The organism is Martelella sp. FLE1502, assembly GCF_053484255.1.
This window is the reverse complement of record NZ_JBAKFQ010000022.1, coordinates 23,293-50,074: the sequence shown is the minus strand read 5'-3', so window position 1 is coordinate 50,074 and position 26,782 is coordinate 23,293. Positions and strand designations below refer to the sequence as shown.

Below are 26,782 nucleotides of genomic sequence, written 5' to 3'. Positions count from 1 at the left end.
TCATCGGTTGGCTGCGCGTCCGCCGGAGCCCCTCACGGCACCAAAAACTCAAACGGCGCCGCCGCCTGCATCAGCCCCGCGACATCCCCGCCCGGCAGGGCCGGATCGTTCAGCCCCAGCGTCTTCGCCGGCGCCCCCTCGGAGAGATCGAAGTCCGCAAGATCGACCCAGAACACCGACGGGTTGATGACGGAGTCGAAATAGTAGCGGCGGTGGTCGTGTTCGGCGACGGTGCGCCAGAGGGTGGAGGCGATGTTGGGTTTTTCGGGGTCGGACATGCCGAGCGGGGTGGAGATCGCGCGCACCTGCGAGAAGACGGAGGCGAGTGCTGCGCGGCGGTCCTTGAGCGGTGTGGCGGATTTCAGGTTGTAGCTGGCGCGGGCGAAGCGGTCGGCGGCGTTCACCGTGCCGGGCAGAAAGCTCTTGCCGCCGACGAGGTTCCAGTAGCCGTTGATCGCAAGCTGCTGGTCATAGGTCGGCGAATTGGTCATCACCTTGTAGTCGCGGCCGTGATGGATGGTGAGCTTTCCGCCGACGAATTCGAAGATCGCGCTGTCGCCGGAGGCATCGGAAAGCGCCAGATGCACGGTCGCCGGCGCGCCGTTCGGCGCCTCGCCGGTGATCACCGTCAGCGGGTCGTCGGCCATGGCGTCGGCTGCTTCCGCGACGGTTGCGAAATTGTCGAGCATGTATTGCAGCCAGGCGCCGACCGAGATCAGCGGCTTGCCGCGCGCGGCCGGATCGCCATAGGACGATTCCACCAGATAGAGCATGTTGCCGGCAAGGCCCGCCTCGTTCATGCCGTCGGAGGTGGCGAGATTGTAGATCGCAACGATCACCGAGCCGTATTTCGAGGTCCATGTGGCAGACCCTTCGCCCACCCCGCCATCGCGGGAAAGCCCGCGCGGAAAAACCCAGAGGTCGGACTGCATGGTCACATCGCGCCAGTCCATCGAGCGGCCGGTGATATAGGTTGACGTTCCGGTCTCGTAGAAAATCCGCGTGCACATGGTCAGTCCTCCGTCGCACCTGTTATCGTTGGCGAAGGCTAACCCGGCGGCGGGCGGCGGACAATCGAAAATTGCGTCAGAACCGGCTTCGCGCCGCCACGAATTTGGCGAGGATCGGCCCCAGCGCCATGACGAAGAAGAACCGCGCGATCTGCATCGACATCACGAAGGCGACGTCGACATCGGTGGAGGCGGAGATGACGGCGATCGAATCCGCCCCGCCGGGGCTGGTCGCGAGATAGGCCGACAGCGGATCGATGCCCGTGAGCCAGACGAGGAGCGCGGCGAGCAGGCCGCAGATTGCGACCAGCGCGACGATCGAGGCGATGACGCGCGGCATGGCGCGGCCGGCATCGACGATCACGGCGCGATCGAAGCGCGCGCCGATGCCCCAGCCGAGCGTGGCATAGGCGATGGCGAGCAGGATCTGCGGGAGTTCGATCGCGATCATGCCCGTGACGTTCAACACCGAGCCGGCGATCACCGTCGACAGCATCGGCCCGGCCGGAAGCTTCAGCCACCGGCCGAAGAACACGCCGACAAGGATGAGGGCGAGCGTCTGGGCAAGCGGCCCCCATTCCGGCTCCGCAAACCAGGTGACTGGCACGGCCGTTTCCGCTGCGCCCCCGGTATAGAACCGCGCGAATGTGGCGGCGACCAGCGTGACGATCACGACGCGGGTATATTGCATGAAGGCGACGAGGCGCATGTCGGCCCCGAACGAAGCGGACATCAGCGTCATCACGCTCGCCGCGCCGGGAAACGCGCCCCAGATCGCGGTGGTGCCGGGCAGAACCTGATAGCGCGCCAGCATCCAGCCGATCGCGATGCTGGCGAACACCACGGAGAGCACGCCGGCGACGAAGATCATCCAGTCGGCGGCGATCTCCTGCAACACCGGCCATGTCATGGTCTGCGCGATCAGGCAGCCGAGCACGCCCTGCGCCAGGTTGAACGGCAGGCGCGGCATGGTGATCCGCCGGCCGGAAAACACGATCAGGATCGACGCCAGCATCGGGCCCAAGAGCAGCGAGGCCGGCAGCGCCACGAGCTGCATGAGGACCACGAGAAGGACGGAAAGTGCCAGAAGCGGAAGCCAGACGCGCAGAAGCTGCCTTTTGCCGCCTGCGGCGGATGCCGGTTCTTCCGGTTCTTCTGCGGAATTCATCTTACGGACAATCCTGTAACGCGGATCGCCCGCACCGGCGGACGCCCTCACTCGCCGGCATGGGCCAGCCAACCGGCTCCACGCGCTATCCCGTCAGCCGGGAATCGGCTTGTCCGCTTCTATATCCGCTAGCGCGGGACGCATGCAATCGCGTCACCGCGGGCAGTTCTGCCGGCGCATCGCGATATCGAGCGCGTTCACCCGGCCCTTGGCATAGGCGATCGCGGTTTCCTGGTTCTTGATGTTCTGCTCTTCGGACATGCTGCCGAGGCTTGCGCCGAACATGCGCACATCGCCGACGATCTCGCTGTCCTGCTCCTGCGCAAGGTCCTTCAGCTTGGCGTTCTCGTCCTCATACTGGCTCAGCAGTGTTTCGCAGCTCGCGCCTGCGAATTCCTCGGGGGAAACCGGAATGGCGCCGATCGAATCGGCGCGCTGGGTGCAGGCGGCAAGCGTGGCGGCAAGGGCGATGACGGTGAGAGCAGAGCGCATGGACGTGACCTTTGCGAAAGAGAGGGGCGACAGCGTATCAACGCCGCCGCATGAGGCAGGTTCCGCACCATAGCGGATAAATCCGCTCAGTCGTCATCGAATTTCACGCCGCTGCGGCCATTCGTGAGTTCGCGCACAAGGTCCGCGAGCGCCATGGCCTCCGCCTCGGGCACGCGCAGATGAAAATTGGCGCCGGTTTCGGTGAAATCGCGGTTGGCGATCACAAGGCCCTCGACATCCTGAAGCCTTGCCTCGACCAGCGCCAGATCGGAGAATGCGACCGGCAGCGTGCCCGTCGCCATCGCCACGATCGGCAGCTTGTCCGCAAGCCGCAGACATTCCGCCGCACTGCCGCCATAGGCCCGCGCCAGCCCGCCCGTGCCGAGCTTCACGCCGCCGAACCAGCGCGATACGACAACGGCGACGCAATCGGTCTCCTGGCCCTCGATCGCCTGCAGGATCGGCTTTCCGGCCGTCCCGCCGGGCTCGCCATCGTCGGAAAAGCGATAGTCGGCGCCAATGCGCCAGGCCCAGCAATTGTGGGTTGCATCGGCAAAACTGTTCTCGGTGATGAAGGCCTTCGCCGCCGCCTCGTCTTCCACCGGGGCGGCGATCGTGGCAAAGCGGCTTTTCTTGATCTCCCGCTCCGATGTCGCGGGACCTTTGAGCTTGAACATGATGTCACCCTTCCGCGCCTTTCAAACGGCACGGCAAGGGCGAAGTCAAGCCGGGCTGCGGGTCAGCCTCAGCGTGGCGAAGGAAGCGACGAACCCGGTCAGCCCGGTGGCGAATGCGCCCCAGGCCATGTCGACGAAAACAACGGTCCACGACCAGCCGGCAAGGGTCGCCATATTGGTGAGATCGTAGGTGCCATAGGCCATCAGCCCGAAAATCGCGCCGTTCATCAGTCCCTTCAGCGCCGATCCGGCCCTCACGCCCGGCAGAACGGCGAAATAGAAGATGCCGATCAAATACATGAAATAGAAGCTCAGGCCCGCGGTCCAGTTGGGCGACGGCAGCAGCAGCGGCCCGATCTCGGACTGGTAGAACGGGAAGGCGATCGTGCCGAGCCAGATGAAATCCAGCAGGGAAAAGCAGATGGCCGTGGCCACGAGAGCCGTGAGGGCGCGTTTCATGGGGTCACCTCAGATATCGAGAAGCGGTTGCAACACGCGCATGAACCGGCTCTGGAATTTCAGCGGCGCATCGGTGACGGCAAGGCATATGCACTCGGACTCCGGCCCGACCACCGGCTGGTGGAGCGTATCCTCGTCCTCCTCCTCGAAATCGCCGGGCCCGAAGACCTGGCCTTCCGAGGTGAAGCTGCCGTGCAGCACCAGCGTCAGCTCGCGGCCGCCATGGCTGTGTTCGGGCAGCGGCTTTCCGGCGTCGACCCGCAGCAGCCGCACCTGGATGCCCTTGTCTTCGGTCTCCAGAAGCGCCTGATGGGCATAGAGCCCCAGCCGCCGCCACGGCGCATCGTCAAACGTCGCGCCGACATAGGAGCGCAGCGGCTCGGGTATCACGGCTGTCTTCGACGCGGGTTTCACCCGCTCGGCCCTGGGCTGGATCTCTGTTGCCTGTAGCCGCGCTTGAAGCGCCGCCCACGAGGCGTCCTCGGACGTCGCGGCCTTTTCCGGCGCCGCCTGTTCCATCAGCGCGCCGCCGGCGGCCTCCATCATTCGAAGCTTGGCGCGACAATGCGGGCACAGCGCCAGATGGGTTGCAACTGCAAGCGACCAGCTTTCTTCGAGACTGCCAGAGGCATACTCAAGCAGAAGCGGTTCGCTGATATGGTGATGAATGGTGCCTGTCTTCATTGATTTTCCCCAAGCGCGGCTCGTAGCCTGGAAAATGCTGCTCTTATTCGTGATTTGACCGTGCCCAGCGGAAGGTCCAGGCGTTCGGCGATGATGCTGTGGGAGACTTCCTCGAAAAACGACATGCGCAGAAGCTCGGCCTGTTCCTCCGGGAGACCGGAAAGCGCTGTGCGCATCCGCGCGGCATTCTCGTCCTGCTCGAACTGGACGTCCGGCGCCTCCGGTCCGTCCGGCACCAGGGCCGGGTCCTCCGGGTCGAACTCCGGCCGCCGCGCCTTTCTGAGACTGTCGACCCTGACGTTTCGCGCGACGGTGAATATCCATGCCGAGGCATTGCCGCGGGCGGGATCGAACAGCTCCGCCTTGCGCCAGACCATCATCATGGTCTCCTGCATCAGTTCCTCGGCAAGCGCCGGGTCCGATGCGCGCTTCATCATGTAGCTGCGGATGCGCGGACCGAAATGGCGGAACAGGCGCTCATACGCCTCCATGTCCCGCGTCCGTCCGACGCTGACCAGGCAGTGCGACATTTCCTCTACCGATAGATCGGGCAAACTCCTCACCTTCCCGGTGCGCATCCGTTTTCGCATGGCGCGGCCTGCCGCCCCTTTTTGGGGCGCTGCAGGGATCGGACCGGTGACCGGCATGGGGCGAGCGCTTTCAAGCATACCGGCTATTACGGCCGCGATTTCCGTCCGGATTGCAGGTTCCGATAAATTTTGCGCCTTTTCAATCCATCACGCGGGTGGTCGCGTAATTCATGGTGAACAACAAGGCGGAAACAACAAGATGCACCACCCCCAGGAAAACGCTTACAGAAAGCTTCGCGCCGACAGGAAGGTCGCAGTCATCGGCTCCGGCATTTCCGGGCTCTCCGCCGCCTGGCTGTTGAGCCGGTCCTGCCATGTCACGCTGTTCGAGGCTGACGGCCGGCCGGGCGGACACTCGAATACGGCAGATGTGGTCGCGGGCGATCGCACGATCCCGGTCGATACCGGCTTTATTGTATATAACGAGCGCAACTATCCGAATCTGACGGCGATGTTCTCCTATCTCGGCGTCGAGACCGAGGCCTCCGAGATGTCGTTTTCGGCCTCATTGGACAATGGCGCGTTCGAATATGGCGGCAGCAATATCGCGACGCTTCTGGCGCAGAAGTCGAACATATTGCGCTTCAGCTTCTGGCGCATGGTCTATGATATCTTCCGGTTCTACCGCCATGCCCCCGCTATGGCCAAATCGGAAACCGATCAGGACCTGACCCTTGGGGATTATCTCGATGCGCGCGGCTATTCCAAGCGGTTCGTGCGCGACCATATCCTGCCTATGGGCGCTGCGATCTGGTCGACGACGCCGGAGCAGATGCGCGCCTATCCGCTCGCCGCCTTCACCCGCTTCTTCGAAAGCCATGGTCTTTTGACGCTGGTGGACCGGCCGCAATGGCGCACGGTCACGGGCGGCAGCCGTTCCTACGTGACCCGTATGCTGGATCAGATCAGCGGGCCGGTGCGGCTCAATACGCCGGTGGAACGCATCATCCGGGAGGACGGCGGCGTCAGACTGCTTGCCGGCGGCGCGGAGGAGCGATTCGATGCCGTGGTTGTCGCGACCCATGGCGACCAGGCGCTGAAACTGCTCGACAATCCCGCAGCGGAAGAGCGAAGCCTGCTTTCCGCCTTCCGCTACACCACGAATGAAGCCTGGCTCCACAGCGACGAACGACTGATGCCGGCCCACCGCAAGGTCTGGTCGAGCTGGAACTATATCGAGCGTCGGGATGGCGGTTCGCCGAACCTCTGCGTCACCTACTGGATGAACCGGCTGCAGAACATCGATGAGCGCGTTCCGCTGTTCGTCACGCTCAATCCTTGCGAGGAGATCCGGCCCGAACTTGTGCATCAGCGCTTCACCTACATGCATCCGCTGTTCGACAAGGCGGCGATCGATGCGCAGCGCGATCTCTGGCGCATTCAGGGCAAGGGCAATGTCTGGTATTGCGGCGCGCATTTCGGCAGCGGGTTTCACGAGGACGGGCTGCAATCCGGTCTCGCCGCCGCCGAGGCGATCGCCGGCGTCAGACGTCCCTGGAACGTCGAGGACGAATCCGGCAGGATATTCCTAAAACCGCAGCGCGTGGCCGCCGAATGAGTTTTCGTTCCGCAATCTTCAGGGGCAAGGTCGTCCACCGGCGCCACCGGCCGAAGAAGCATGCGCTTGATTACCGGGTCTTTTCGCTGCTGATCGATCTGGATGAACTGCCAGCCCTCGGGAAAAAGCTGAAACTCTTCGCCCATAACGGCTTTTCGCTCTTCAGCGTGCACGATCGCGATCACGGCGCGCTTTCCGGCGGCGATCTCAAGACCTGGGCGCTCGGCGAACTGCAAAAGACCGGTCGCAGCGCCGCACGTGTGGAAATGCTCTGCTATCCGCGCATTCTCGGCTACGTGTTCAATCCGCTCACCGTCTATTTCTGCTACCGGGAGGATGACCGGCTGACGGCCATCCTCTACGAGGTCTGCAACACGTTCAAGGAACGCTTCACCTATATCATTCCGGTGGATGACGTGGCCCGGCCCATTCGCCAGACGGCGGACAAGCAGCTCTATGTCTCGCCCTTCATTCCGATGGAATGTACTTACCATTTCACCATCCAGCCGCCGGACGACAAGGTGAAGATCGCCATCAACGAAACGGATGCTGAAGGACCCTTGCTCTATGCCTGTTTCAACGGCCAGCGCATGGCGCTTGGAGACCGCGCTCTGGCGCGGGCATTTTTTTCCTATCCGCTGATGACCATCAAGATTATTGCCGGTATTCACTACGAGGCATTGAGGTTGATATTGAAAGGCATGCCGGTATTCAGACACCGGCCTTCGGCCCATCGCGTTCAAAGCGCGGTTACGGGCGGTGCGACAGGGGACAAGGAATATCATGAGCGAGAAGCCTGAACATCACAGCCATCGCGGTCTCAATCTCTGGCAGCGGCTGATCGCCGGCATGGCCGACCGGATTAGCGCCGGCGCGCTTACGCTCACCTTCCCCAACGGCCGGGTCTACAGGGCGGAAGGCCGCCGCGACGGGCCCGAGGCAGCGATCCGCTTGAAGAATGCCCGGCCCCTGCTGGAGCTCCTGAAGGACGGCGATCTCGGTTTTGCCCGGGCCTATATCGATGGCCACTGGGATACGCCGGATCTTGCCGCCGTGCTCGACCTTGCCATGGCCAATGAGAGCGAACTTTCAAGCGCGCTTTCCTCATCCTTCCTGTTCCGCAAAATCAGCCTTGTCAGGCATAAGCTGCGGCGCAACAGCAAGTCCGGCAGCCGCCGCAACATCGCCTTCCACTATGATCTCGGCAACGCCTTCTACAAGCTCTGGCTGGACGAGACGATGACCTATTCGAGCGCGCTCTACGAGGGCCGCGATCGCTCGCTGTCTGAGGCCCAGACCGCCAAATACGACCGGATCATCGCAAGGCTGCAGATCGGACCGGAAGACCGGGTGCTGGAGATCGGCTGTGGTTGGGGCGGATTTGCCGAGCACGCCGCCGCCCGCACGGGCTGTCATGTCACCGGCCTTACGCTTTCAAAGGAGCAGGCCAAATATGCGCGGGAGCGTCTCGCTGCCAAGGGGCTCTCCGACAGGGCCGATATCCGGCTGGAAGACTATCGGGACTGCAAGGGCACGTTCGACAAGATCGTCTCGATCGAGATGTTCGAGGCGGTTGGCGAAGAAAACTGGCCGGTGTTTTTCAACACCGTCAACGAGCGCCTGACGCCCGGCGGCACGGCCGTTATCCAGTCGATCGCGATCGAGCATCACCGGCTCGACGATTATCGCCGCAACCCCGATTTTATCCAGGCCTTCATTTTCCCGGGCGGCATGCTACCCTCGATCGAGACCTTCAAAAAAGGCGCGGGCAGCGCCGGGCTTGCGGTGAAAGATCTTTTCTCCTTCGGCAAGGACTATGCCCGCACGCTGCTCGAATGGGAACGTCGATTCCTGGCCGAGTGGGATTCGATCCGGCCCCTCGGTTTCGACGACCGGTTTCAGCGGATGTGGCGCTATTATCTCAATTACTGCGCGACCGGCTTCGATGCCGGGAGGATTGACGTGGCGCAGTTCCACCTGATCAAGCCGGCGGTGTGACCGTCTCCGTACGGCTTCTGAAGAAGCGCAGCGCTATAAACGCTGCGAGCGCCGCCGCGCCGGTCGTGTTGAGGTAATTCAAGGTCTTCATATCGTCCGGCGTAACGGGCCGGGCCGGTGCGCCGATCCTTCCGTAGAGCGCGACAAACAGCACGAAAATCAGGCCGATCAATACGCGTGAAAGCCAGACCTCGCGGGCATGAAAGGCCATGCCGGCAAGCATGATACAGGCAAAAAGAAAGATCAGCGTTCCGCTCTCCCCGCCCAGGACAAAGGCGATGAAGACCGTATCGACGGTTCCGACCGCGACCATGCCGAGCCTTGCCGCAAACGACCTGCCGCGACGGGCAAACCACCAGACCGCAAGGTAGAAAGGCATCGAAAGCGCCGTGAGGAGAGAGATCTCAAAGGCGCTTTCGGCGAGAAACCAGACATAGAGCGGATAGACCGGCTTGTTGAGGGCCAGAACCAGGGCGACAGACCCGCAGGCCTCCGACAGCGGATCGCGCGCCTTGGTCATGCGTCAGCCTTTTTCGGGATCGGGAAGAAAGCCCTGACGCGCTTCTTGTAGGCGCGGAAGGCATCCCCTCGGGAGGCTTCCATATGCTCTTCCAGATAGGGAATGCCGGAGACGTAGTTGAGCAGCCAGTACATCATGATCGGCGCGAGCAGCGAGACGGCGAAGGGGAAGAACGCCTGAAAACCGGAAAGCGCCAGGCACGGCCATGCGCACCACCACAGCCATTCGAAGAAGTAATTCGGATGGCGCGAATAGCCCCACAAGCCGATATCGCAGACCTTCTTGCCTTCCGGTTTTTCCTTTTTGAATTTGGAAAGCTGCCAGTCTGCCGTGCCCTCGCCCGCAATCGCGATGATCGCGATCGCGAGACCGACGAAATCGAGAATGCCGGGGAACGGCGCGGGGTTGAGGATCGCGGCATAAATCGAAAGCGCCAGAATGAAGCTCGCGAAAGCCTGGATCATCAGGAACCACCAGAGCCGGAAACTTGCGGACGAGCCCCATTCCTCGATCAGCGCGGCATAACGCGGGTCATCCTTCTTGCCGGCGCTGCGGGTGGTGATATGGGTTGCGAGCCGCGCGGCCCATAACCCGACCACCACGCCGGCGAGCCATTTGCGCGCCGGGTTGCCGTCCACGGAAAATACGATCACCGAAAGGCCGGCGAGGCCCGTCAGAACCGACCAGATCGCGTCGATCCAGCCGCTGTTTCCGGTTATCCGCTGAACCGCCCAGGCCCCGGTCATGCCGATGCAAAGGCCCGCCAGAACCAGGATCAGAAGGGTAATCAACATCGTCATCTCCGCGGTAAGTGTGCTTTGTGCATTACTACGGAGGATGACGAGGACCGGATTTGATCAGCCCGGGGAAAGTCCGCGCTGGCGTTCGGACCGCCGCCGCATGAATTCGAGGAAGGTCAGAAGGACAACCGAAAGCGCCACGAGGATCGAGGCGACCGCCAGGATGGTCGGCGATATCTGCTCGCGCAGGCCGGTAAACATCTGCCACGGCAGGGTTTTCTGCGAGGCGGAGCCAAGGAACAGCACGACCACCACCTCATCGAACGAGGTGATGAAGGCAAACAGCGCGCCGGAAATCACGCCCGGCAGAATGAGCGGCATCTGCACCTTGAAGAAGGTCGTGACCGGATTGGCCCCGAGGCTCGCTGCCGCCCGCTCCAGCGATCGGTCGAAGCCGACAAGGGTGGCGGTGACGGTGATGATCACGAACGGCGTGCCAAGCACGGCATGCGCCAGCACCACGCCCCAATAGGTGCCCTGCAGGCCGATGCGCGAATAGAAGAAATACATGCCCGCCGCCGAGATGATCAGCGGCACGATCATCGGCGAGATCAGGATCGCCATGATCGCGCCACGGAACGGCACATGGCTGCGAGCAAGGCCGATCGCGGCCAGCGTGCCGAAACCGGTGGCCAGCAGCGTTGCCGCCGGCGCGATCATCACCGAGTTCCTCAGCGCCTGCTGCCAGTCGGGATTGTGGAAGAAATCCTGATAGTGCTTGAACGAGTAGCCTTCCGGATCGAGCGCCAGCATTTTCGGCGTGAAGGTGAAGAAATCCTCCGCGTTGAAGCTCAAAGGAATGATCACCAGGATCGGAAAGATCAGGAAGAAGAAGATCAGGCCGCAGATGACGAGGAAGGCATAATGCCAGATTTTCTCGAGCGGCGAATCATAGGGCTGAATGGCCATGGTCCCTCTCCTATCCGAGCTTCACATTGTCGATGCCGACGATCTTGTCGTAGAGCACGAACATGAACATCACGACCACCAGAAGCAGCGTGCCAAGCGCCGCCGCGAGCCCCCAGTTAAGCGAACTGGAAATGTGGTAGGCGATGCGGTTCGAGATGAAGATCCCCGAGGTGCCGCCGACCAGTTCCGGCGTGATGTAGTAGCCGATCGACAGGATGAAGACGAGCACCGCGCCGGCGCCGATGCCGGGAACCGACTGCGGGAAATAGATCCGCCAAAACGCCGTCCAGCTCGTGGCGCCAAGGCTGCGGGCGGCGCGAACGTAAGTGGGAGAAATGGTCTTCATCACCGAATAGAGCGGCAGGATCATGAACGGCAGCAGGATGTGGGTCATGGCGATGATCGTGCCGGTGGCGTTGTTGATCATCACCAGACGGCCCGCATTGTCGACGATCCCGCTCCACACCAGCAGATCATTGATGACGCCCTGCTGCTGCAACAGCACCTTCCAGGCCGAGGTGCGCACCAGAAGCGAGGTCCAAAACGGCAGCAACACCAGCACCATCAACAGGTTGGCGCGGCTGAGCGGCAGATGCGACAGCAGATAGGAGATCGGATAGCCGAGCACGAGGCAGGAACAGGTGATGATGATCGACAGCATCAGCGTGCGGCCGAACAGGAACAGATAGATGCGCTCGTTCTCCGGCTTCATGCCGATGCCATCCGGACCCATTTCGGCATCGACGGCGTTGAGGAAATAGCCCGGCGTATAGGCCGGCGAATACATCTTGAGGATCGCCCAGGTATCGAGATTGCCCCAATCCTTGTCGGATTCGATCAGCTGCGCCTTGATGTCCGGCGAACCGGGCTCGATGTTGCGCACCGTGCGGCCTGCCTTGCGGAACAGGCTGGACATGCCGGCCTGTTCGTAATTGAGGCGCGAGCCGAGACGCGTGTGGATCTTCTTCTCCACCGCGACCGTCAGGTCGTCGTAAAGCGCCTCATAGGCCGCCTCGTCCGGCAGTTCGCCCGTTGAAGGGTCCCAGTCCTGCAGCGCCGCGGTCGTCTTCGGCAGTGTGTCGGAGACAATGTTGTTCTCTACCGAGCGGAACAGCATGTCGCCGATCGGCGCGATAAAGGCGACGAGTACAAAGGCAAGCAGAGGCGCTATCAGCAGAAGCGAGCGCATTTTCTCGCGCCTCAAAGCCTTCCGCAATGCCTGTTTGAGCGGCTTTCCCTCGCTGGTCAGAATTTGTTGCTCAGCCACGCCGGTCGGTTCCCCTGTTTTTATTCGGTCTGAAGCGGATTGCGCAAAAGGGCCGGATCACCGATTTGCGCAATCGGCTCCCTGCCCCGGCATACCGGGACAGGGTTTTCGCGAGTGGGAATGCGCCCGGCCCGGCCGGACGCTCTCCGGAGATTACTGGGCCAGCCAGGCCTGGAACTTCTGCTCCACGTCGTCCTGGTTGTCGGCCCACCACAGGATGTTGTTGACCAGGTAGTTGCCCATATTGTCCGGGTTGGTCGGCATGTGCGGGCCCATCGGAATGCCGAGCTCGGCATGGTCACCAACGAGCGGCTGAGACGACGCACGGGCCGGACCGTAGGAGATGTACTTGGCCTGGTCGGCAAGGCGCTGGGTGTCGGTGGCGAACATGATATATTCCTTCACCAGAGCCAGCTTGTCGTCCGGCAGGCCGGCGGGGATGATCCAGCCGTCATAGTCGAACACCTGCCAGTCCCACAGCATCTTCACCGGCTGGTCCTGCTCAGCGATCACGCTGAAAAGGCGGCCGTTATAGGTCGAGCCCATGACGATTTCGCCATCGGCAAGAAGCTGCGGCGTTTCGGCGCCGGCCGACCACCAGATGATGTCGTCCTTGATAGTGTCGAGCTTGGCGAGCGCACGGTCCACGCCTTCAGGCGTTGACAGCACGTCGTAGAGGTCTTCCTTGGCAACGCCGTCGCAGATCAGCGCCCACTCCAGGTTCTTCTTCGGACGCTTTTCAAGCGCGCGCTTGCCCGGGAAGGTTTCGGTGTCGAAGATATCGCAGAGCTCGGTCGGCTCGTTGCCGTTCCAGGCGGAGACATCGGTGCGGTAGCCGAAGGTGGTCGAGAACACGATCTGCGGAATGAAGCAGTCGTTGATCACGGCGTCGCCGAAATCTTCCACCGCCGGCGTGCCGTCGGGTGCTGCCTTGGTCCACTCGTTGAGGTCGATTTCCATGGCCAGGCCCTCGTCGCAGAGACGCTGGCTGTCAGGGCCTTCGACGTCGACGATATCCCAGGTGACATTGCCGGTTTCGGACATGGCGCGCAGCTTGGCGACGGCCTCGTTGGAGGATTCGTCGTTGATGATCGTGACATCGGGATGCTCGGCCATGAACGGCTGGTGATAGGCGTTGTCCTGCGAGGCCGAATAGGCGCCGCCCCAGGACACGATCGTCAGGTCCTCGGCGAGCGCCGCATTGCCCATCGCCACGGTGGCGGCGGAGGCCAGGATGATAGTACGGAGTTTCATGTCAGTTCCCCTTTTCACAGATTTCACTGGTTACGTTTATCTGAACGGCCGCCCTGGCGGCCGCCACGTTTCACCGCAAGTCAGGCGGCGTAATCGAGGGCCTTGCAGTCGCGGGCGGCAAAACCGACCGTGCGCGTCTGGCCAACCTCGAGATCCCAACGTTCGCCGCGATTCCTGACCTTGACGATGAATTCGTCATTGCCGCACACGTTCATGCGCACGCGGATATGGTCGCCGAGATAGATCAGTTCCTCGACCCGGCCGGTCACCTTGTTCTCGACCGTGTCGGCAGCAATCAGCTCCACCCTTTCGGGCCGGAGCGACAGCGTGGTGCGGTCGCCTTCGCTGGCGACATTCACCTTTTCGGCGACCAGCGTGGTGCCGTCCTCGACGCGCACCCTGCATTCATTGCCCTCGATGGAGGTCACGATCCCGTTCAGCGTGTTGTTCTCGCCGATAAACTGGGCGACGAAGGAATTGCCGGGGCTTTCGTAAAGCACGTCGGGCGCCGAAAGCTGCTGGACGATGCCGTCGTTGAACACGGCCACCCGGTCCGACATGGTCAACGCCTCGGTCTGGTCGTGGGTGACGTAGACGAAGGTGACGCCGAGATTGTCGTGGATGTGCTTGATCTCATACTGCATCTGCTCGCGCAGCTGCTTGTCGAGCGCGCCGAGCGGCTCGTCCATCAGCACCAGTTCGGGATCGAACACCAGCGCGCGAGCCACGGCCACGCGCTGCTGCTGGCCGCCGGATAGCTGGCCGGGCCGGCGATTGCCGAACTTGCCGAGCTGGACCATGTCGAGCGCGCGCTTGACCTTCTCTTCCTGCTCGGACTTGCTCATCTTTCGCAGCTGCAGCGGAAAGGCGAGGTTCTCCGCGACCGTCATATGCGGAAACAGCGCATAGTTCTGGAATACCATGCCGATGCCGCGCTTGTGCGGCGGCACGTTGTTGATCGGTCGCTCGTTGAGGTAGATTTCGCCGCCGGTCGCGGGCTCGAAGCCGGCGAGCATCATGAGGCAGGTGGTCTTGCCGGACCCGGAGGGTCCCAGCATTGTCAGAAATTCGCCTGGAGGAATATCGAGGTTCAGCTTTTTGACGACCAGGCTTTCGCCATCATAGCTTTTTTGAACATTTTCGTACTTAACCGATGCGCCACGGTTATTCGCCATATTGTCCCCATCTGTTTTGCCCATCGCTTTCTCATGCGCGATTTTTAGGCAGGCCGTACCCAATACTGCAATTCACGCGCGTCAAATCAACCTCAAATTTCAGCTCTCGCCGAAGGAACGGTCGATTTTGCCTTGAAGCTCACGCGAAGCGCCGGGCATTTAAGACTTTGGTATAATGGTTTTGCATAACGTCAAACTGCCGGCGCTCCGCCGTTGAACCGGCGAAAAGTCAATGTCGAGGATAGCGCGGCCACCAACGCATTCCGCGCCTGTTTGCGACGCTGGATGACGCTGCCTGCGGCGGAAGGCCGAGGCTAAATCGAATCGAATTCGATCGTCAGACCGTCATAGCCGGGCTCGACGTGGTCCGGCGTTTCGGCCATCACCGTGTCGTAATCGAGCGGGGTGTGCATATGGGTCAGCACAGCGCGGCGGGCGGCGAAGCTTTCAATCCAGCCGAGCGCCTGCGACAGCGACAAATGGCTGGGGTGGCCGTGATATTGCAGCGCATCAATGATGATCAGGTCCAGGTCCCGAAGCTTCGCGATCGCCTCGGGCGGAAAATCACTGACATCGGTGCAGTAGGCGACGTCGCCGATCCTGAATCCGAGCGACATGATATCCCCATGCTGCTGCGGGAAGGCCTGGAATTCGACGGCCCCGCCCGGCCCCTCGATTCGCACGGGCGTGTCGAGATCCTCGATAAGATACGGCTCAGCGATCGCCGGATAATTGCTGCCTTCGGGAACCCGCAGGCAGTAGGAAAAGCCGTCGAGGATCCGGCCCATGGTTACCGGCTCCGCATAGACCGGAATGCGGCGGCGCTGGGCATGGAAATAGCCGCGAATATCATCGATGCCGTGCAGATGGTCGGCATGGGCATGGGTGAAGAGCACCGCGTCGAGCCGGGATATGCCGGCGCGAATCATCTGTTCGCGGAAATCCGGACCGGTATCGATCACCACGGTCGTCACCCCGCCATCCGGCCCGATCTGCTCCACCATCAGCGAGGCGCGGGTGCGCCGGTTCTTCGGATTGGCCGGATCGCACGCGCCCCAGTCCCCGTTGATCCGGGGCACGCCGGGCGAAGACGAGCAGCCGAGTATCGTAAAACGTCGCCGGTATCCCAAGGGTCACACCCGCGTCATCTTGGAAAAGCAGCGAAACGCGTTTTCGGTGGTGATTGCAGCGATCTCGTCCTCGCTGACGCCCTTCACCTCGGCCAGAATCCGGGCGGTGTTGACCACATAGGAAGGCTCGTTGCGCTTGCCGCGAAAGGGCGTCGGCGCCAAATACGGTGCGTCGGTTTCCACCAACAGCCGGTCCATCGGCACATCGGCCGCGATGTCCCGGATGTCCTGAGAATTCTTGAAGGTCAGAATGCCCGAGAACGACACATAGCCGCCAAGCGCCACGCCGGTTTCGGCAAGCCCCCTGCCCGACGAAAAGCAATGCAGGATGAACGGAAACGCCCCGGCCTCGCTCTCCGCCGTCAGGATCGCGGCCATGTCGTCATCCGCGTCGCGGCTGTGGATCACCAGCGGCAGGCCGGTGCGGCGCGCGGCATCGATATGGCGGCGAAGCCCGGTCTTCTGCGCCTCGGCCTTTTCCGGCTCGTAGTGATAGTCGAGCCCGGCTTCCCCGATCGCCACCACCTTCGGATGCGCCGTGAGCGCGATCAGGTCTTCCGCGGTGATATCCAGTTCCTCGTCGGCGTTAGCCGGGTGGGTACCGACGGAGCAGAAGACGTTGTCGTATTTCTCAGCGATATCAATGATCTGCTGAAACTTCTTCACGCGGGTTGAGATCGTCACCATCTGTGCGACGCCCGCCCCTTTCGCGCGCGCCACCAGTTCGTCGCGCTCGGCATCGAAATCCGGAAAGTCCAGATGGCAATGGCTATCGATCAGCATGAATTCTCTCTATTCCTCTGGCGCGACATAACGCGGGAAAACCGGCGCGGGTTTTTCCAGCGGCGTGCCCGGTTTCAGACGGCCCGCCTCTCCCAAATGCGCGAATGTGCGTTCTGTTTCCGGCACGGCGACCAGATCGAGCAATTTCGCCGCCGATTCCGGCATGGCCGGCTGCAGCAGGATCGCGATCTGGCGCACCACCTCGGCCGTGACGTAAAGCACGGTCGCCATGCGTTCCGGGTCGGTCTTCTTCAGCGCCCAGGGCTCCTGACCCGCAAAATAGCGGTCGGCATCGGAGACCACGCCGATGATCGCGGCAAGCGCGCGATGGATCGCAAGCTTGTCCATATCGGCGCGCACCGTCGCGATCACGCCGTCGGCGGTGGCGAGCATGGCCTTGTCCTCGTCGCTCAGCGGGCCGCATTCCGGCACCTGGCCGTCGCAGTTCTTGACGATCATCGACAGCGAGCGGCTGGCGAGATTGCCGATCCCGTTGGCGAGATCTGAATTGATCCGCATGCCGATCCCCTCGTCGCTATAGCTGCCGTCCTGGCCGAAGGAGACCTCGCGCAGGAAGAAGTAACGGATCGGATCGAGCCCGAAATGCTCGACCAGATTGAACGGATCGACGACATTGCCGACCGATTTCGACATTTTCTCGCCCTTGTTGAGCAGGAAGCCATGGGCATAGACGCGTTTCGGCAGCGGCAGACCGGCGGACATCAGGAAGGCCGGCCAGTAGACGGCATGGAAACGGATGATGTCCTTGCCGATGATGTGAATGCCGGGCCAGAAATCCCAAAGTTCATTGGTTTCATCCGGAAAGCCGAGCGCGGTGATATAGTTGGTCAGTGCATCCACCCAGACATACATCACATGATCGGGATTGCCCGGCACGGGAATGCCCCAGTCGAAGGTGGTGCGCGAGATCGACAGATCCTTTAGGCCGGATTTGACGAAGGACACGACCTCGTTGCGACGCTCATTGGGGCCGATGAAATCCGGGTGCGCCTCGTAATACTCAAGCAGTCTGTCGTCATAGGCGGAAAGCTTGAAGAAATAGCTTTCCTCCTCGACCCATTCCACCGGAGAGCCGAGCGGCTCGCGGCGTACGCCATCCTCGCCCAGCGTGGTCTCGCTCTCGTCGAAATAGGCTTCCTGCCGCACCGAATACCAGCCGCCATATTTGCCGAGGTAGATGTCTCCGTTTTCCTCCATACGCTTCCACAGCGCCTGGACGGAGACGCGATGGCGCTCCTCGGTGGTGCGGATATAATCGTCATTGGAGCAGTTCAGCCGCGCCAGAAGGTCGCGGAACACCGCCGAGTTGCGGGTCGCAAGCTCAATCGGCGCGACGCCCTCCTTCTCGGCGGTCTGCTGCATCTTCTGGCCGTGCTCGTCCGTGCCGGAGAGAAACCGCACATTCCTGCCGTCGAGGCGGGCAAAACGGGCCAGCACATCGGTCGCGATCATCGTGTAGGCGTGGCCGATATGGGGCGATCCGTTCGGATAGAAGATCGGCGTCGTGATGTAGAAATTATTGGCCTTGTCGCTCATGTCCGAAACCCGTCCGCTTGACTGCTGCTGCCGGCCGCCACAAAAGCGGCGCCGGCCTCGATCGTTCCGCCGGTCTTAACGCCAGTGCCGCAATGCATCAAGTCAAACCGACCGGCGCGCTTCGTTCAATTGACGGCGGCGCGGATTCGGGTGAGGAGGTCGAGCACCAGCTGCTTGCGGTCGAGATTATAGGCATCGGCCACCGCCACGTCATTGCCGAGTTCGGAGGAGAGCGCTGCCAGCCGTTCGGCCCGCGCGATCTCGCCTGCCCCTGCTGCCTCGCGCGCCCGAGCCCGGATATCCTCCTCGACATGGGCGAGCAGGAAGGCGAAGACCGTCTCGTTGTCGCGCTTGGCAAGGGTATCGGCGAGCCGGTGCATCAGCGCCCTCGCCTCGGCCTCCAAACCGGCGAGCGTGTCATGATAGGCATCGATGATCTCGCCGCCGCCGTAATTCACCAGCTTCAGCGCTTCCGAGACGCTGCCATTGGCAAGCGCCGCAAGCCGCGCCGCATCCTCGCCGCCCGCATCAACGCTAAGAGCGCCGAGCGCCTTCAGGAGGTCATTGGATTCCAGCGGGCGCAGCCGCAGCGGCAGGCAACGCGACCGGATCGTCGGCAGCAGTCGGCCGGGCGTATGCGAAATCAGCAGGAACATCGCGTGTCTCGGCGGTTCCTCCAGGATTTTCAGGATGGCATTGGCGGCGGAACGGTTGAGGTCGTCGGCAGCATCGACGATGACGATCCGCCAGTTGCCGGTACCCGATGTCTGCGACAGGAAGTGCCCCGCCCGGCGGACCTCGTCCACCGTGATGGCCGTCCGTCGCTTGCCGGTCTTCACGTCGACGGGTCGTTCCAGATGGAGCAGGTCGTGGGAGGCGCCGGCAATGATCTGGCGCGTCAGCGGCGCTGCATGATCGGGCGCTATGATATGATCGGGCGCTGTATGGGGCTCGGGGTAGTGCAACACGTGGTTTGCAAACCGGAAGGCGAGCGTCGCCTTGCCGATCCCCTCGCCGCCTTCCAGCAGGATCGCGTGATGCCCCTTGCCGGAGCGATAGGCCGTCGCCAGATAGGCCTCCGCCTCCTCATGGCCGAACAGATTGGGATTGGCAGCAGGATGGATCGCGCCTTCCAGAACCATATCGTCAGCCATCGCCGCGCGCCTCCAGAAGAGACGAGACCGCCTGCCACACCGCCTCGGCAACCGTTTCGGGCGCGCCATCGGCGCGGATCACGCGGCATCTTTCCGGCTCCGCCTCGGCGATCTTCAGGAACGCCTGGCGCCGGGCCTCGTGGACCGCGATATCATCCTTCTCGAACCGGTCGGGCGTGCCGGCAAGCGCCTGTTCGGGCGAGCGCGCCTTCACGCGTTGCAATCCCTCAAGGGCATCGAGATCGAAGATGAGCGTGAGGTCCGGAACTGTGCCGTCGACCGCGACCCGCTCCACCGTCGAGATGAAATCGGGCGCAAGCCCGCCTGCCGCGCCCTGATAGACGCGCGAGGAATCCATGAACCGGTCACACAGCACGATCCTGCCTTCTGCCAGCGCAGGCTTGATGATTTCCTCGACATGATCGTTGCGGGCCGCAGCAAACAGCAGCACTTCCATGCCGACGCCGAACGGTTCGGCAGCGCCCGAAAGCAGCACGTGGCGCACAGCTTCGGCGCCGGCGGAACCGCCGGGCTCACGGGTGACGACCACCGCGCGGCTGAGGGTGGTGAGGCGTTCGGCCAGCAGACGAATCTGCGTCGACTTGCCGGCGCCCTCGCCGCCCTCGAAGCTGATAAAGACCCCGCGTTTCAAGCTCTCAAATACCTCCGGCCATTGCTTCGTCGTCGTTTAGACGAATTCGGGCCGGGGCAAAAGGCCTGTCCGGGCTATCTTTTGAACGGGATCGGAACGGAGTAGCCGGTATTGTCTGCCAGAATGGTCTCGGTCGCGGCACTGGCGTCGCTGGCCGCGACGGGCTTTGCCTCCTCGACCAGGGCAAGCTGCGCACTCGCCGCTTCTGGCTTCACCGAAGTTTCGGCAAGCTCGACGGGCTTTTCGGCGGTCTCCGTCTTGGCAACGAGCGTCTCGGTCTTGGCTGCCTCGGCGGCAACCGGCGCTTCAGCCTTGGCAAGCTGCACTTCGCCGAAACGTCCCGGATCGACGCCTTCCGGCACCTCTTTCTTCTCGTAGGATGCCATCAGATAGTTCATGTCGTCGGCATTGCGCGAGGCGGGACCGACATAATCGACCTTCACATTGGCAACGCCCGCGCTGGTCACGTCGAGCATCTCGGCGGCCTTCTTGGAAAGGTCGATGATCCGGCCGGAGACGAAGGGTCCGCGATCATTGACGCGCACGATGACGGAACTGTCATTGTCGAGATTGGTCACCCGGACATAGCTTGGCAGCGGCAGCGTCTTGTGAGCCGCGGACAGGTGGTTCATGTCGTAGATTTCGCCGCTCGCGGTCTGGCCGCCGTTGAATTTGGGCCCGTACCAAGAGGCGAGCCCGGTCTTGGAATATTTGGTGTCCGACTTCGGCGTGTACCATTTGCCCTTCACCTGATAGGGCTTGCCGATCTTCTGGTAGGAAAGCGCATCCGCTTCGGAAATGCCGCTTTTGGCAGCATCGGCGACTTCCGCCGCGTCATCCTTGATGTCTTTGGATGTATCGCCCGTGGTCGTGCACGAAGCCATCAATGCAGTCATAGCCAGCATTGCCAGCGAGGTGGAAAACCGGATTTCTTTCATGCCAACATTTCTTCCGTCTATGTCGATGTACCGTCAGGATTGCTTGCCGGAACCCCTGGACCTTGAAACTGTGTCAAACTCTCCTATGCGGATGCTTGATGGCCTCTTTGTGGCGCGTTAACAAAATTGGCGAAATTGCGCAACCCGAAATTGCCCCGGCCACGTTCTGACCGCCCCCGCGTGTCCGCATCGAACCGGCACATATCCCGGGATTGACCCACAAGAGAACACGGTGCTAAAGGCCATCCTCTAAGCGACATCTACGAATATTTCGTGAATGCGCCCGAGCCGGAGGAGTGGCCGAGCGGTTTAAGGCACCGGTCTTGAAAACCGGCGTGCGTGAAAGCGTACCGTGGGTTCGAATCCCACCTCCTCCGCCATGCCCTTATGGGTCCATTCTCGTCACATGGTTTTCACATCATGCATTTGGGAGAACCCGAATGCCTTGGAAAGAGTGAAGACCAAAGGACGAACGTCTCAAATTCATAGCCCGGCTGCTTGAAGGAGAGCAGATGGCGCCCCTTTGCCGCGAGTTCGGCACATCTGAAAAATTTGGCGACCCCTGCAGGATTCGAACCTGCGACCGTCGGCTTAGAAGGCCGGTGCTCTATCCAGCTGAGCTAAGGGGCCGGGTATCGGCCGCATCAATGCCTGATGAGGACGTAAAGGGCAAGTCTGAGGCGGTCCTTGCACCGCGTTGCCGGCGGCGGATCGCGATCAGTGGGTCCAGGGCTGGGTGCGGTTGGGGCTGAAGTTCTCCGAATAGGAGACCACCTTTACCGTCTTTTCCTTCGGCGGGATGACCCGGTAGGCGATGCCCTTGCGGCGGGCATAGTCCTCGGCATCCTGCTGCGTCTCGAAGCGAAGCTTGACCTGCTGCAGCGTGTCGGAGGACGAGGTATAACCGAACAAGGGATCGATCGTGCGCGGCGCCTGCTGGTCGAATTCGAGCACCCATTCATGGGTCTTGGCATTGCCCTGCTGCATCGCCGATCTGGCGGGGCGGTAAATCTTCGCCGACATCGCTTTTGCTCCGCTTTGATTGTCCGGCCGGCGGCGCTGCGCCAGCCCGTGCCCTTGTTACGCAATTTTTGCCCATGAGCAATAAAAATCAAGCCGAAAAACCGACGACAGCATGCGAATATGTCCACAATGCCTGAAATAACGCCGCCTCGCGCGCCAGCGCGGTAAAACGCCTCAAGGCAACAGGGTGCGAAGGGTTGTGGTTTTTATGCAAGTCAAATACATCTGACATGAGAATGGCATTTGTCGCCCGCCCTGCGTGTCGGGGAGGCAAGCCGCGTGCGGAACCGGGCCGATCATCATCGCGCCGGGAACGAGGCGGAACCCAAAAATTGCGGGCGGCAAATTGCGGCAGATGGCCTTATAGTTCCAAGTCGGCAAAAGAGAATACTGAGTCGCGATCAGCGATACAAGCAAAAGAGTGAACCGATGGTTGCGCTTACATGACATTGCACTTCCGGTTCCGTATCGGTCGTCTGACTTTCCGCTGACGGGACGCACGAATGATGAGCATTAAGTTGGAAAACAGCTCTTTTGAACAGATGTTTGAACTCGCGCCCATTGCCATGTGGGTCGAGGATTTCAGCGGCGTCAAATGCCTTTTCGACCGATGGCGCTCCGCCAGCGTGACGGATATCGAGGCGTTTCTCAGGGCCGACCGGTCGCGCGTTGCCGCCTGTTCGCGGGCGATCCGGGTGCTGCAGGTCAACCGCAAGACGCTTGACCTGTTTGAAGCCAGCGACATGGAGCAGCTGGTCTCCAGCATCGATCAGGTGTTTCGCGACGACATGCTGGAAAGCCATATCAACGAACTGGTCCAGCTGTTCGAGGGCCAGCATTCCTTTTCCAGCAACACCGTCAACTACACGCTCTCCGGCAAGCGGCTCGACATCCAGCTTCGCGGCCAGGTTCTGCCCGGCCATGAGGACACGCTGGACCGGATCCTGCTTACCACCGAGGATGTCTCCCTGCGCGAGGCGGCCCATCGGCGCGAACGCGCGCAGGCGCTCTATGCGCAGGGCCTGTTCGAGCATTCGCCGGTCTCGCTGTGGGTCGAGGACTTCTCGCGCATCCGCAACCTCTTGGAGGACCTGCGTTCGCGCCACATCGTCGATCTCAGGGTGTTCATGGACGTACATCCCGATTTCGTGCGCCAATGCCTGAACGAAATCAAGGTGATCGACGTCAACCAGGCCACGCTCGACATGTTCCGCGCCGCCGACCGGCAGACGCTGTTGCAGAACCAGCACGCGATTTTCCGCGATGATGTCGAAGAGCATTTCCGCGAACAGCTGATCGATCTCTGGGAAGGCCGGCTTTTTCACAGCCACGAGGTGATGAATTACGCCCTCGACGGCTCCGAGCGCTACGTGCTGCTGCATTTCTCGGTGCTGCCGGGCCACGAGCACGACTGGTCGCTGGTGCTGGTCTCGCTGACCGACATCACGGCGCGCAAGAAGGCGGAGGCCTATCTCGAATATCTCGGCCGTCACGATGTGCTGACCAAGCTCTACAACCGCTCCTACTATACCGAGGAGATCAACCGGCTCGAGCGCAAGGACTTCCGGCCGATCGGCGTGCTGATCATCGATCTCAATGGCTTGAAGGAAGCCAATGACGCGCTTGGCCATGACGCAGGCGATGGCCTGTTGCGCCGTCTTGGCGAAGTGCTGAGCGAAGCCGTCAGCACGCCCCATTGCGCCGCCCGCATTGGCGGCGACGAGTTTGCCGTGCTCATGCCCGGCGCAGGCGAAGACGACGTCAAGGTGATGGTGGAACAGATCGGCAAGCTTCTGAATATCAACAATCAGTTCTACGCCGATGCGCCGATCAGCATCTCGGTCGGGGTGGCGATCTGCGAGAAGGGCGAAACCGTCGAATCGGCCGTCCGGCGCGCGGACAAGGAAATGTACCGTCAGAAACGGGAATACTACGCTTCGATGCCCGCGCTTGACAGGCGCGGCCGCATGTAACGCGGGCCACCGCCACGCGGCGTACAATGCTGAGACCGCCCTCTCCCGGTTTTGAACCTGGCACGTCTGGCCGAGCGCGAACCTTTGCATCGGCGCAAACGCGAGGGGACGCCCTGTCCTGTAAATGCAAAACGCCGGAGCAGAACCCCGGCGTTTCATGCGGTTCCCAAACGAACCGGTCGGATCGAGCACCCGACCTTCGCGCTTGATGATCAGGTATCGGCGGCCGAAGCCGTCTTGCCGGACTTGCCCTTGGGGCCGTCCGACTTCAGCTCGCTGGGCTTGATCGGCGTCGCCTCGGGGATCGCCTCCAGCGTCAGTTCCGGCTTGCCATCCTTCTCGGCCACATCGACGCGGACGACACCGCCCTTCTTGAGCTTGCCGAACAGGATCTCGTTGGCGAGCGGCTTCTTGATGTGCTCCTGGATGACCCGCGACAGCGGCCGCGCGCCCATCTTTTCGTCGTAGCCGCGTTCGGCGAGCCATTCGACAGCCTTGTCTTCCAGCTCGAAGGTGACATTGCGTTCCGAAAGCTGGCTTTCGAGCTGCATGACGAACTTCTGGACGACCTGATGAATGACCTCGGTCGGCAGCGGCGCGAACGGGATGATCGCGTCGAGACGGTTGCGGAACTCCGGCGTGAAGATGCGGTTGAGCGCCTCCTCGTCCTCGCCGGTGCGCCGCGACGAGCCGAAGCCGATCGCCGATTTCGACATTTCGGCGGCCCCCGCATTGGTCGTCATGATCAGGATGACGTTGCGGAAGTCGATCTTCTTGCCGTTGTGGTCGGTCAGCGAGCCATGGTCCATCACCTGCAACAGGATGTTGTAGATGTCCGGATGCGCCTTCTCGATCTCGTCAAGCAGCACGACGCAATGCGGGTGCTGGTCGACGCCGTCGGTCAGGAGACCACCCTGATCGAAGCCGACATAGCCGGGAGGCGCGCCGAGCAGACGCGAGACCGTGTGCCGCTCCATGTATTCCGACATGTCGAAGCGCAGAAGCTCGACGCCGAGCGAGGAGGCAAGCTGCTTCGACACCTCGGTCTTGCCGACGCCCGTGGGGCCGGAAAAGATGTAGGAGCCGATCGGCTTGTTGGGTTCGCGGAGCCCCGCGCGGGCCAGCTTGATCGAGGTCGCGAGCGCGTCGATCGCCTTGTCCTGGCCGTAGACCACCGAGCGCAGCTCCCGCTCCAGATTGGCGAGCACCTGCTCGTCGTCCTTGGAGACGGTCTTCGGCGGAATCCGCGCCATGGTCGCGATCGTCGCCTCGATCTCCCTCTCGGTGATCATCTTGCGGCGGCGCGAGACCGGCACCAGCATCTGCGCCGCACCGCTTTCATCGATCACGTCGATGGCCTTGTCGGGCAGCTTGCGATCGGTGATGTAGCGCGCGGACAGTTCCACCGCCGCCTTGATGGCGTCGTTGGTGTAGCGCAGGTTGTGGTACTCCTCGAAATAGGGCTTCAGGCCCTTCATGATCGCGATGGCATCGTCCACGGAGGGCTCGTTGACATCGATCTTCTGGAACCGGCGCACCAGCGCGCGGTCCTTTTCGAAGAACTGGCGGTATTCCTTGTAGGTTGTCGAGCCGATGCAGCGGATCGCACCGGAGGAAAGCGCCGGCTTCAACAGGTTCGAGGCGTCCATCGCCCCGCCCGAGGTGGCGCCGGCCCCGATCACGGTATGAATCTCGTCGATGAAAAGCACCGCGCCTTCATACTCCTCGAGTTCTTTGACGACCTGCTTCAGCCGCTCCTCGAAATCACCGCGATAGCGGGTTCCGGCAAGCAGCGTGCCCATGTCGAGCGAGAAGATCGTCGCATCGATCAGCGCTTCCGGCACCTTGCCTTCGACGATCCGCTTGGCAAGGCCCTCGGCGATCGCCGTCTTGCCGACGCCGGGATCGCCGACATAGAGCGGATTGTTCTTGGAACGGCGGCACAGCACCTGGATGGTGCGGTTGACCTCGGCGTCGCGGCCGATCAGCGGGTCGATCTTGCCGCTCATCGCCTTCTCGTTGAGGTTGACGCAATAGGCCTTCAGCGCATCCGGCTGCTTGCGAGCGCTGTCCTCGCTCTCGCGCTGGCCGCTGGCATCGCTTTCCTCCGGCTCGTTGACGCCGCGGGGCGTGCGGGTTTCAGACGAGCCCGGCCGCTTGCCGATCCCGTGGGAAATGTAGTTCACGGCATCATAGCGCGTCATCTCCTGCTGTTGCAGGAAATAGGCGGCATGGCTCTCGCGCTCGGCGAATATGGCGACGAGCACGTTGGCGCCGGTCACTTCCTCGCGACCGGAAGATTGGACATGGATCACCGCACGCTGGATGACGCGCTGGAAGCCCGAGGTAGGCTTGGAGTCCTCGTCATAGCCGGTGATCAGGTTGGCAAGTTCGGTATCGACATATTCGGTTACAATCTTGCGCAATGCGTCGAGATCGACATTACAGGCGCCCATGACGGCGGCGGCATCACCATCATCGATCAACGCCAGCAGGAGGTGTTCCAGCGTCGCATATTCGTGGTGACGGTCGTTGGCATAGGTCAGAGCTTGATGCAGCGCCTTTTCAAGACTGGGGGAGAAAGTTGGCACGATCAGTTCCTCACTTCTTTTCCATGACACATTGCAATGGATGTTGGTGCTGGCGCGCGAAATCCATCACCTGCGTGACCTTGGTTTCGGCCACTTCAAAGGTAAAGACCCCGCATTCGCCCACGCCGTTGTTGTGCACATTGAGCATGATGCGGGTCGCCGCTTCGCGATCCTTCTGGAAGAAACGCTCCAGAATATGGATGACAAATTCCATTGGTGTGTAGTCATCATTCAACAGGAGAACCCGGTACAGGCTGGGTTTCTTTGTTTTCGGCTTGGTACGCGCGATGACCGCCGTTCCGCGGCTCGGATTGTCCCCGTTTTTCGAGGGATCGTTCTGCATCCGGATCGACATCGCGATCATTCTCACTAACTCCGTAAGTCTCTCAGGCGTGTTCACCAAGTCTTTTGTTGGTGTTC

26 protein-coding genes and 2 tRNA genes are annotated in these 26,782 nt (G+C 61.8%); 5 read left to right on the top strand and 23 right to left on the bottom strand.

All coding sequences use genetic code 11. The features are described from left to right. Window positions 1–32: 32 nt before the first annotated feature. From V6767_RS17020 to V6767_RS16990, 7 genes are all read right to left on the bottom strand, one after another. Window positions 33–1,010 (bottom strand): linear amide C-N hydrolase, encoded by a 978-nt coding sequence (locus V6767_RS17020; RefSeq protein WP_448474555.1) that lies wholly within the window; start codon window positions 1,008–1,010, stop codon window positions 33–35. Between the two features lie 76 nt (window positions 1,011–1,086). Then, window positions 1,087–2,178 (bottom strand): AbrB family transcriptional regulator, encoded by a 1,092-nt coding sequence (locus tag V6767_RS17015; protein ID WP_448474554.1) that lies wholly within the window; start codon window positions 2,176–2,178, stop codon window positions 1,087–1,089. Between the two features lie 153 nt (window positions 2,179–2,331). Next, window positions 2,332–2,670: a hypothetical protein gene (locus tag V6767_RS17010; protein WP_448474553.1), complete on the bottom strand. Its 339-nt coding sequence runs from the start codon at window positions 2,668–2,670 to the stop codon at window positions 2,332–2,334. Window positions 2,671–2,756: 86 nt separating this feature from the next. Further along, window positions 2,757–3,347: an IMPACT family protein gene (locus V6767_RS17005; RefSeq protein ID WP_448474552.1), complete on the bottom strand. Its 591-nt coding sequence runs from the start codon at window positions 3,345–3,347 to the stop codon at window positions 2,757–2,759. Window positions 3,348–3,392: 45 nt separating this feature from the next. Then, entirely contained in the window at window positions 3,393–3,806 is a 414-nt protein-coding gene (locus V6767_RS17000; RefSeq protein ID WP_448474551.1) for a DUF2177 family protein, read from the bottom strand. A gap of 9 nt (window positions 3,807–3,815) precedes the next feature. After that, on the bottom strand, window positions 3,816–4,490 hold the full coding sequence (locus tag V6767_RS16995; RefSeq protein ID WP_448474550.1) for a ChrR family anti-sigma-E factor: 675 nt from the start codon (window positions 4,488–4,490) through the stop codon (window positions 3,816–3,818). After that, on the bottom strand, window positions 4,487–4,981 hold the full coding sequence (locus V6767_RS16990) for a sigma-70 family RNA polymerase sigma factor (RefSeq protein ID WP_448474572.1): 495 nt from the start codon (window positions 4,979–4,981) through the stop codon (window positions 4,487–4,489). Before V6767_RS16990 ends, V6767_RS16995 begins: the two co-directional genes overlap by 4 nt. A gap of 298 nt (window positions 4,982–5,279) precedes the next feature. Here V6767_RS16990 and V6767_RS16985 point away from each other — a divergent pair, with 298 nt between their 5' ends. The 3 genes from V6767_RS16985 to V6767_RS16975 are packed head-to-tail and all read left to right on the top strand — an operon-like array spanning window position 5,280 to window position 8,636. Continuing rightward, window positions 5,280–6,638 carry an NAD(P)/FAD-dependent oxidoreductase gene (locus V6767_RS16985; protein ID WP_448474549.1) on the top strand — a complete coding sequence of 453 codons (1,359 nt, stop codon included), beginning with the start codon at window positions 5,280–5,282 and terminating at the stop codon, window positions 6,636–6,638. After that, entirely contained in the window at window positions 6,635–7,438 is an 804-nt protein-coding gene (locus V6767_RS16980) for a DUF1365 domain-containing protein (RefSeq protein ID WP_448474548.1), read from the top strand. The genes V6767_RS16985 and V6767_RS16980 overlap by 4 nt, the downstream gene beginning before the upstream one ends. Beyond that, window positions 7,422–8,636, top strand: a complete 1,215-nt coding sequence (locus tag V6767_RS16975) for a class I SAM-dependent methyltransferase (RefSeq protein ID WP_448474547.1) — start codon at window positions 7,422–7,424, stop codon at window positions 8,634–8,636. The genes V6767_RS16980 and V6767_RS16975 overlap by 17 nt, the downstream gene beginning before the upstream one ends. Here the strand turns inward: V6767_RS16975 and V6767_RS16970 are convergent. The 12 genes from V6767_RS16970 to V6767_RS16915 form a co-directional block, all read right to left on the bottom strand. Further along, window positions 8,620–9,156, bottom strand: a complete 537-nt coding sequence (locus V6767_RS16970; protein ID WP_448474546.1) for a hypothetical protein — start codon at window positions 9,154–9,156, stop codon at window positions 8,620–8,622. The genes V6767_RS16975 and V6767_RS16970 overlap by 17 nt on opposite strands. Next, window positions 9,153–9,950 (bottom strand): DUF1295 domain-containing protein, encoded by a 798-nt coding sequence (locus V6767_RS16965; protein WP_448474545.1) that lies wholly within the window; start codon window positions 9,948–9,950, stop codon window positions 9,153–9,155. Before V6767_RS16965 ends, V6767_RS16970 begins: the two co-directional genes overlap by 4 nt. A gap of 63 nt (window positions 9,951–10,013) precedes the next feature. Next, window positions 10,014–10,865, bottom strand: coding sequence for an ABC transporter permease (locus V6767_RS16960; RefSeq protein ID WP_230721938.1), 852 nt, complete (start codon window positions 10,863–10,865; stop codon window positions 10,014–10,016). A gap of 10 nt (window positions 10,866–10,875) precedes the next feature. Next, on the bottom strand, window positions 10,876–12,132 hold the full coding sequence (locus V6767_RS16955; RefSeq protein WP_448474544.1) for an ABC transporter permease: 1,257 nt from the start codon (window positions 12,130–12,132) through the stop codon (window positions 10,876–10,878). A gap of 153 nt (window positions 12,133–12,285) precedes the next feature. After that, complete coding sequence (locus V6767_RS16950; protein ID WP_448474543.1) at window positions 12,286–13,386, bottom strand: extracellular solute-binding protein; 1,101 nt, start codon at window positions 13,384–13,386, stop codon at window positions 12,286–12,288. 80 nt (window positions 13,387–13,466) lie between these two features. Next, on the bottom strand, window positions 13,467–14,561 hold the full coding sequence (locus V6767_RS16945; RefSeq protein WP_448474542.1) for an ABC transporter ATP-binding protein: 1,095 nt from the start codon (window positions 14,559–14,561) through the stop codon (window positions 13,467–13,469). A gap of 314 nt (window positions 14,562–14,875) precedes the next feature. Beyond that, window positions 14,876–15,691 (bottom strand): MBL fold metallo-hydrolase, encoded by an 816-nt coding sequence (locus V6767_RS16940; protein ID WP_448474541.1) that lies wholly within the window; start codon window positions 15,689–15,691, stop codon window positions 14,876–14,878. Between the two features lie 3 nt (window positions 15,692–15,694). Further along, window positions 15,695–16,474, bottom strand: coding sequence for a TatD family hydrolase (locus V6767_RS16935; protein WP_448474540.1), 780 nt, complete (start codon window positions 16,472–16,474; stop codon window positions 15,695–15,697). Between the two features lie 9 nt (window positions 16,475–16,483). Continuing rightward, complete coding sequence (gene metG, locus V6767_RS16930) at window positions 16,484–18,031, bottom strand: methionine--tRNA ligase (RefSeq protein ID WP_448474539.1); 1,548 nt, start codon at window positions 18,029–18,031, stop codon at window positions 16,484–16,486. A 125-nt stretch (window positions 18,032–18,156) separates the two neighbouring features. Continuing rightward, window positions 18,157–19,185, bottom strand: coding sequence for a DNA polymerase III subunit delta' (locus V6767_RS16925; RefSeq protein ID WP_448474538.1), 1,029 nt, complete (start codon window positions 19,183–19,185; stop codon window positions 18,157–18,159). Beyond that, window positions 19,178–19,837: a dTMP kinase gene (gene tmk / locus V6767_RS16920; protein WP_448474537.1), complete on the bottom strand. Its 660-nt coding sequence runs from the start codon at window positions 19,835–19,837 to the stop codon at window positions 19,178–19,180. The genes V6767_RS16925 and tmk overlap by 8 nt, the downstream gene beginning before the upstream one ends. A 74-nt stretch (window positions 19,838–19,911) precedes the next feature. After that, window positions 19,912–20,775: a septal ring lytic transglycosylase RlpA family protein gene (locus tag V6767_RS16915; RefSeq protein WP_448474536.1), complete on the bottom strand. Its 864-nt coding sequence runs from the start codon at window positions 20,773–20,775 to the stop codon at window positions 19,912–19,914. 290 nt (window positions 20,776–21,065) lie between these two features. On the opposite strand from V6767_RS16915, the gene V6767_RS16910 reads away from it, so the two are divergent. Continuing rightward, window positions 21,066–21,155: transfer RNA gene (locus V6767_RS16910), tRNA-Ser, on the top strand. A 173-nt stretch (window positions 21,156–21,328) separates the two neighbouring features. Here V6767_RS16910 and V6767_RS16905 read toward each other — a convergent pair. Beyond that, window positions 21,329–21,405, bottom strand: a tRNA-Arg gene (locus V6767_RS16905). A gap of 87 nt (window positions 21,406–21,492) precedes the next feature. Next, complete coding sequence (locus V6767_RS16900; RefSeq protein ID WP_018067707.1) at window positions 21,493–21,798, bottom strand: ETC complex I subunit; 306 nt, start codon at window positions 21,796–21,798, stop codon at window positions 21,493–21,495. Between the two features lie 503 nt (window positions 21,799–22,301). Between V6767_RS16900 and V6767_RS16895 the strand changes: the two genes are divergently transcribed. Further along, window positions 22,302–23,771 carry a diguanylate cyclase domain-containing protein gene (locus V6767_RS16895; protein WP_448474535.1) on the top strand — a complete coding sequence of 490 codons (1,470 nt, stop codon included), beginning with the start codon at window positions 22,302–22,304 and terminating at the stop codon, window positions 23,769–23,771. Between the two features lie 212 nt (window positions 23,772–23,983). Here the strand turns inward: V6767_RS16895 and clpA are convergent, their stop codons facing one another. After that, window positions 23,984–26,362 carry an ATP-dependent Clp protease ATP-binding subunit ClpA gene (gene clpA, locus V6767_RS16890; protein ID WP_448474534.1) on the bottom strand — a complete coding sequence of 793 codons (2,379 nt, stop codon included), beginning with the start codon at window positions 26,360–26,362 and terminating at the stop codon, window positions 23,984–23,986. Window positions 26,363–26,372: 10 nt separating this feature from the next. Then, the gene (clpS, locus tag V6767_RS16885) at window positions 26,373–26,726 is read right to left on the bottom strand and encodes an ATP-dependent Clp protease adapter ClpS (protein ID WP_018063049.1); all 354 of its coding nucleotides are present in this window, start codon (window positions 26,724–26,726) and stop codon (window positions 26,373–26,375) included. Between the last annotated feature and the right edge of the window lie 56 nt (window positions 26,727–26,782).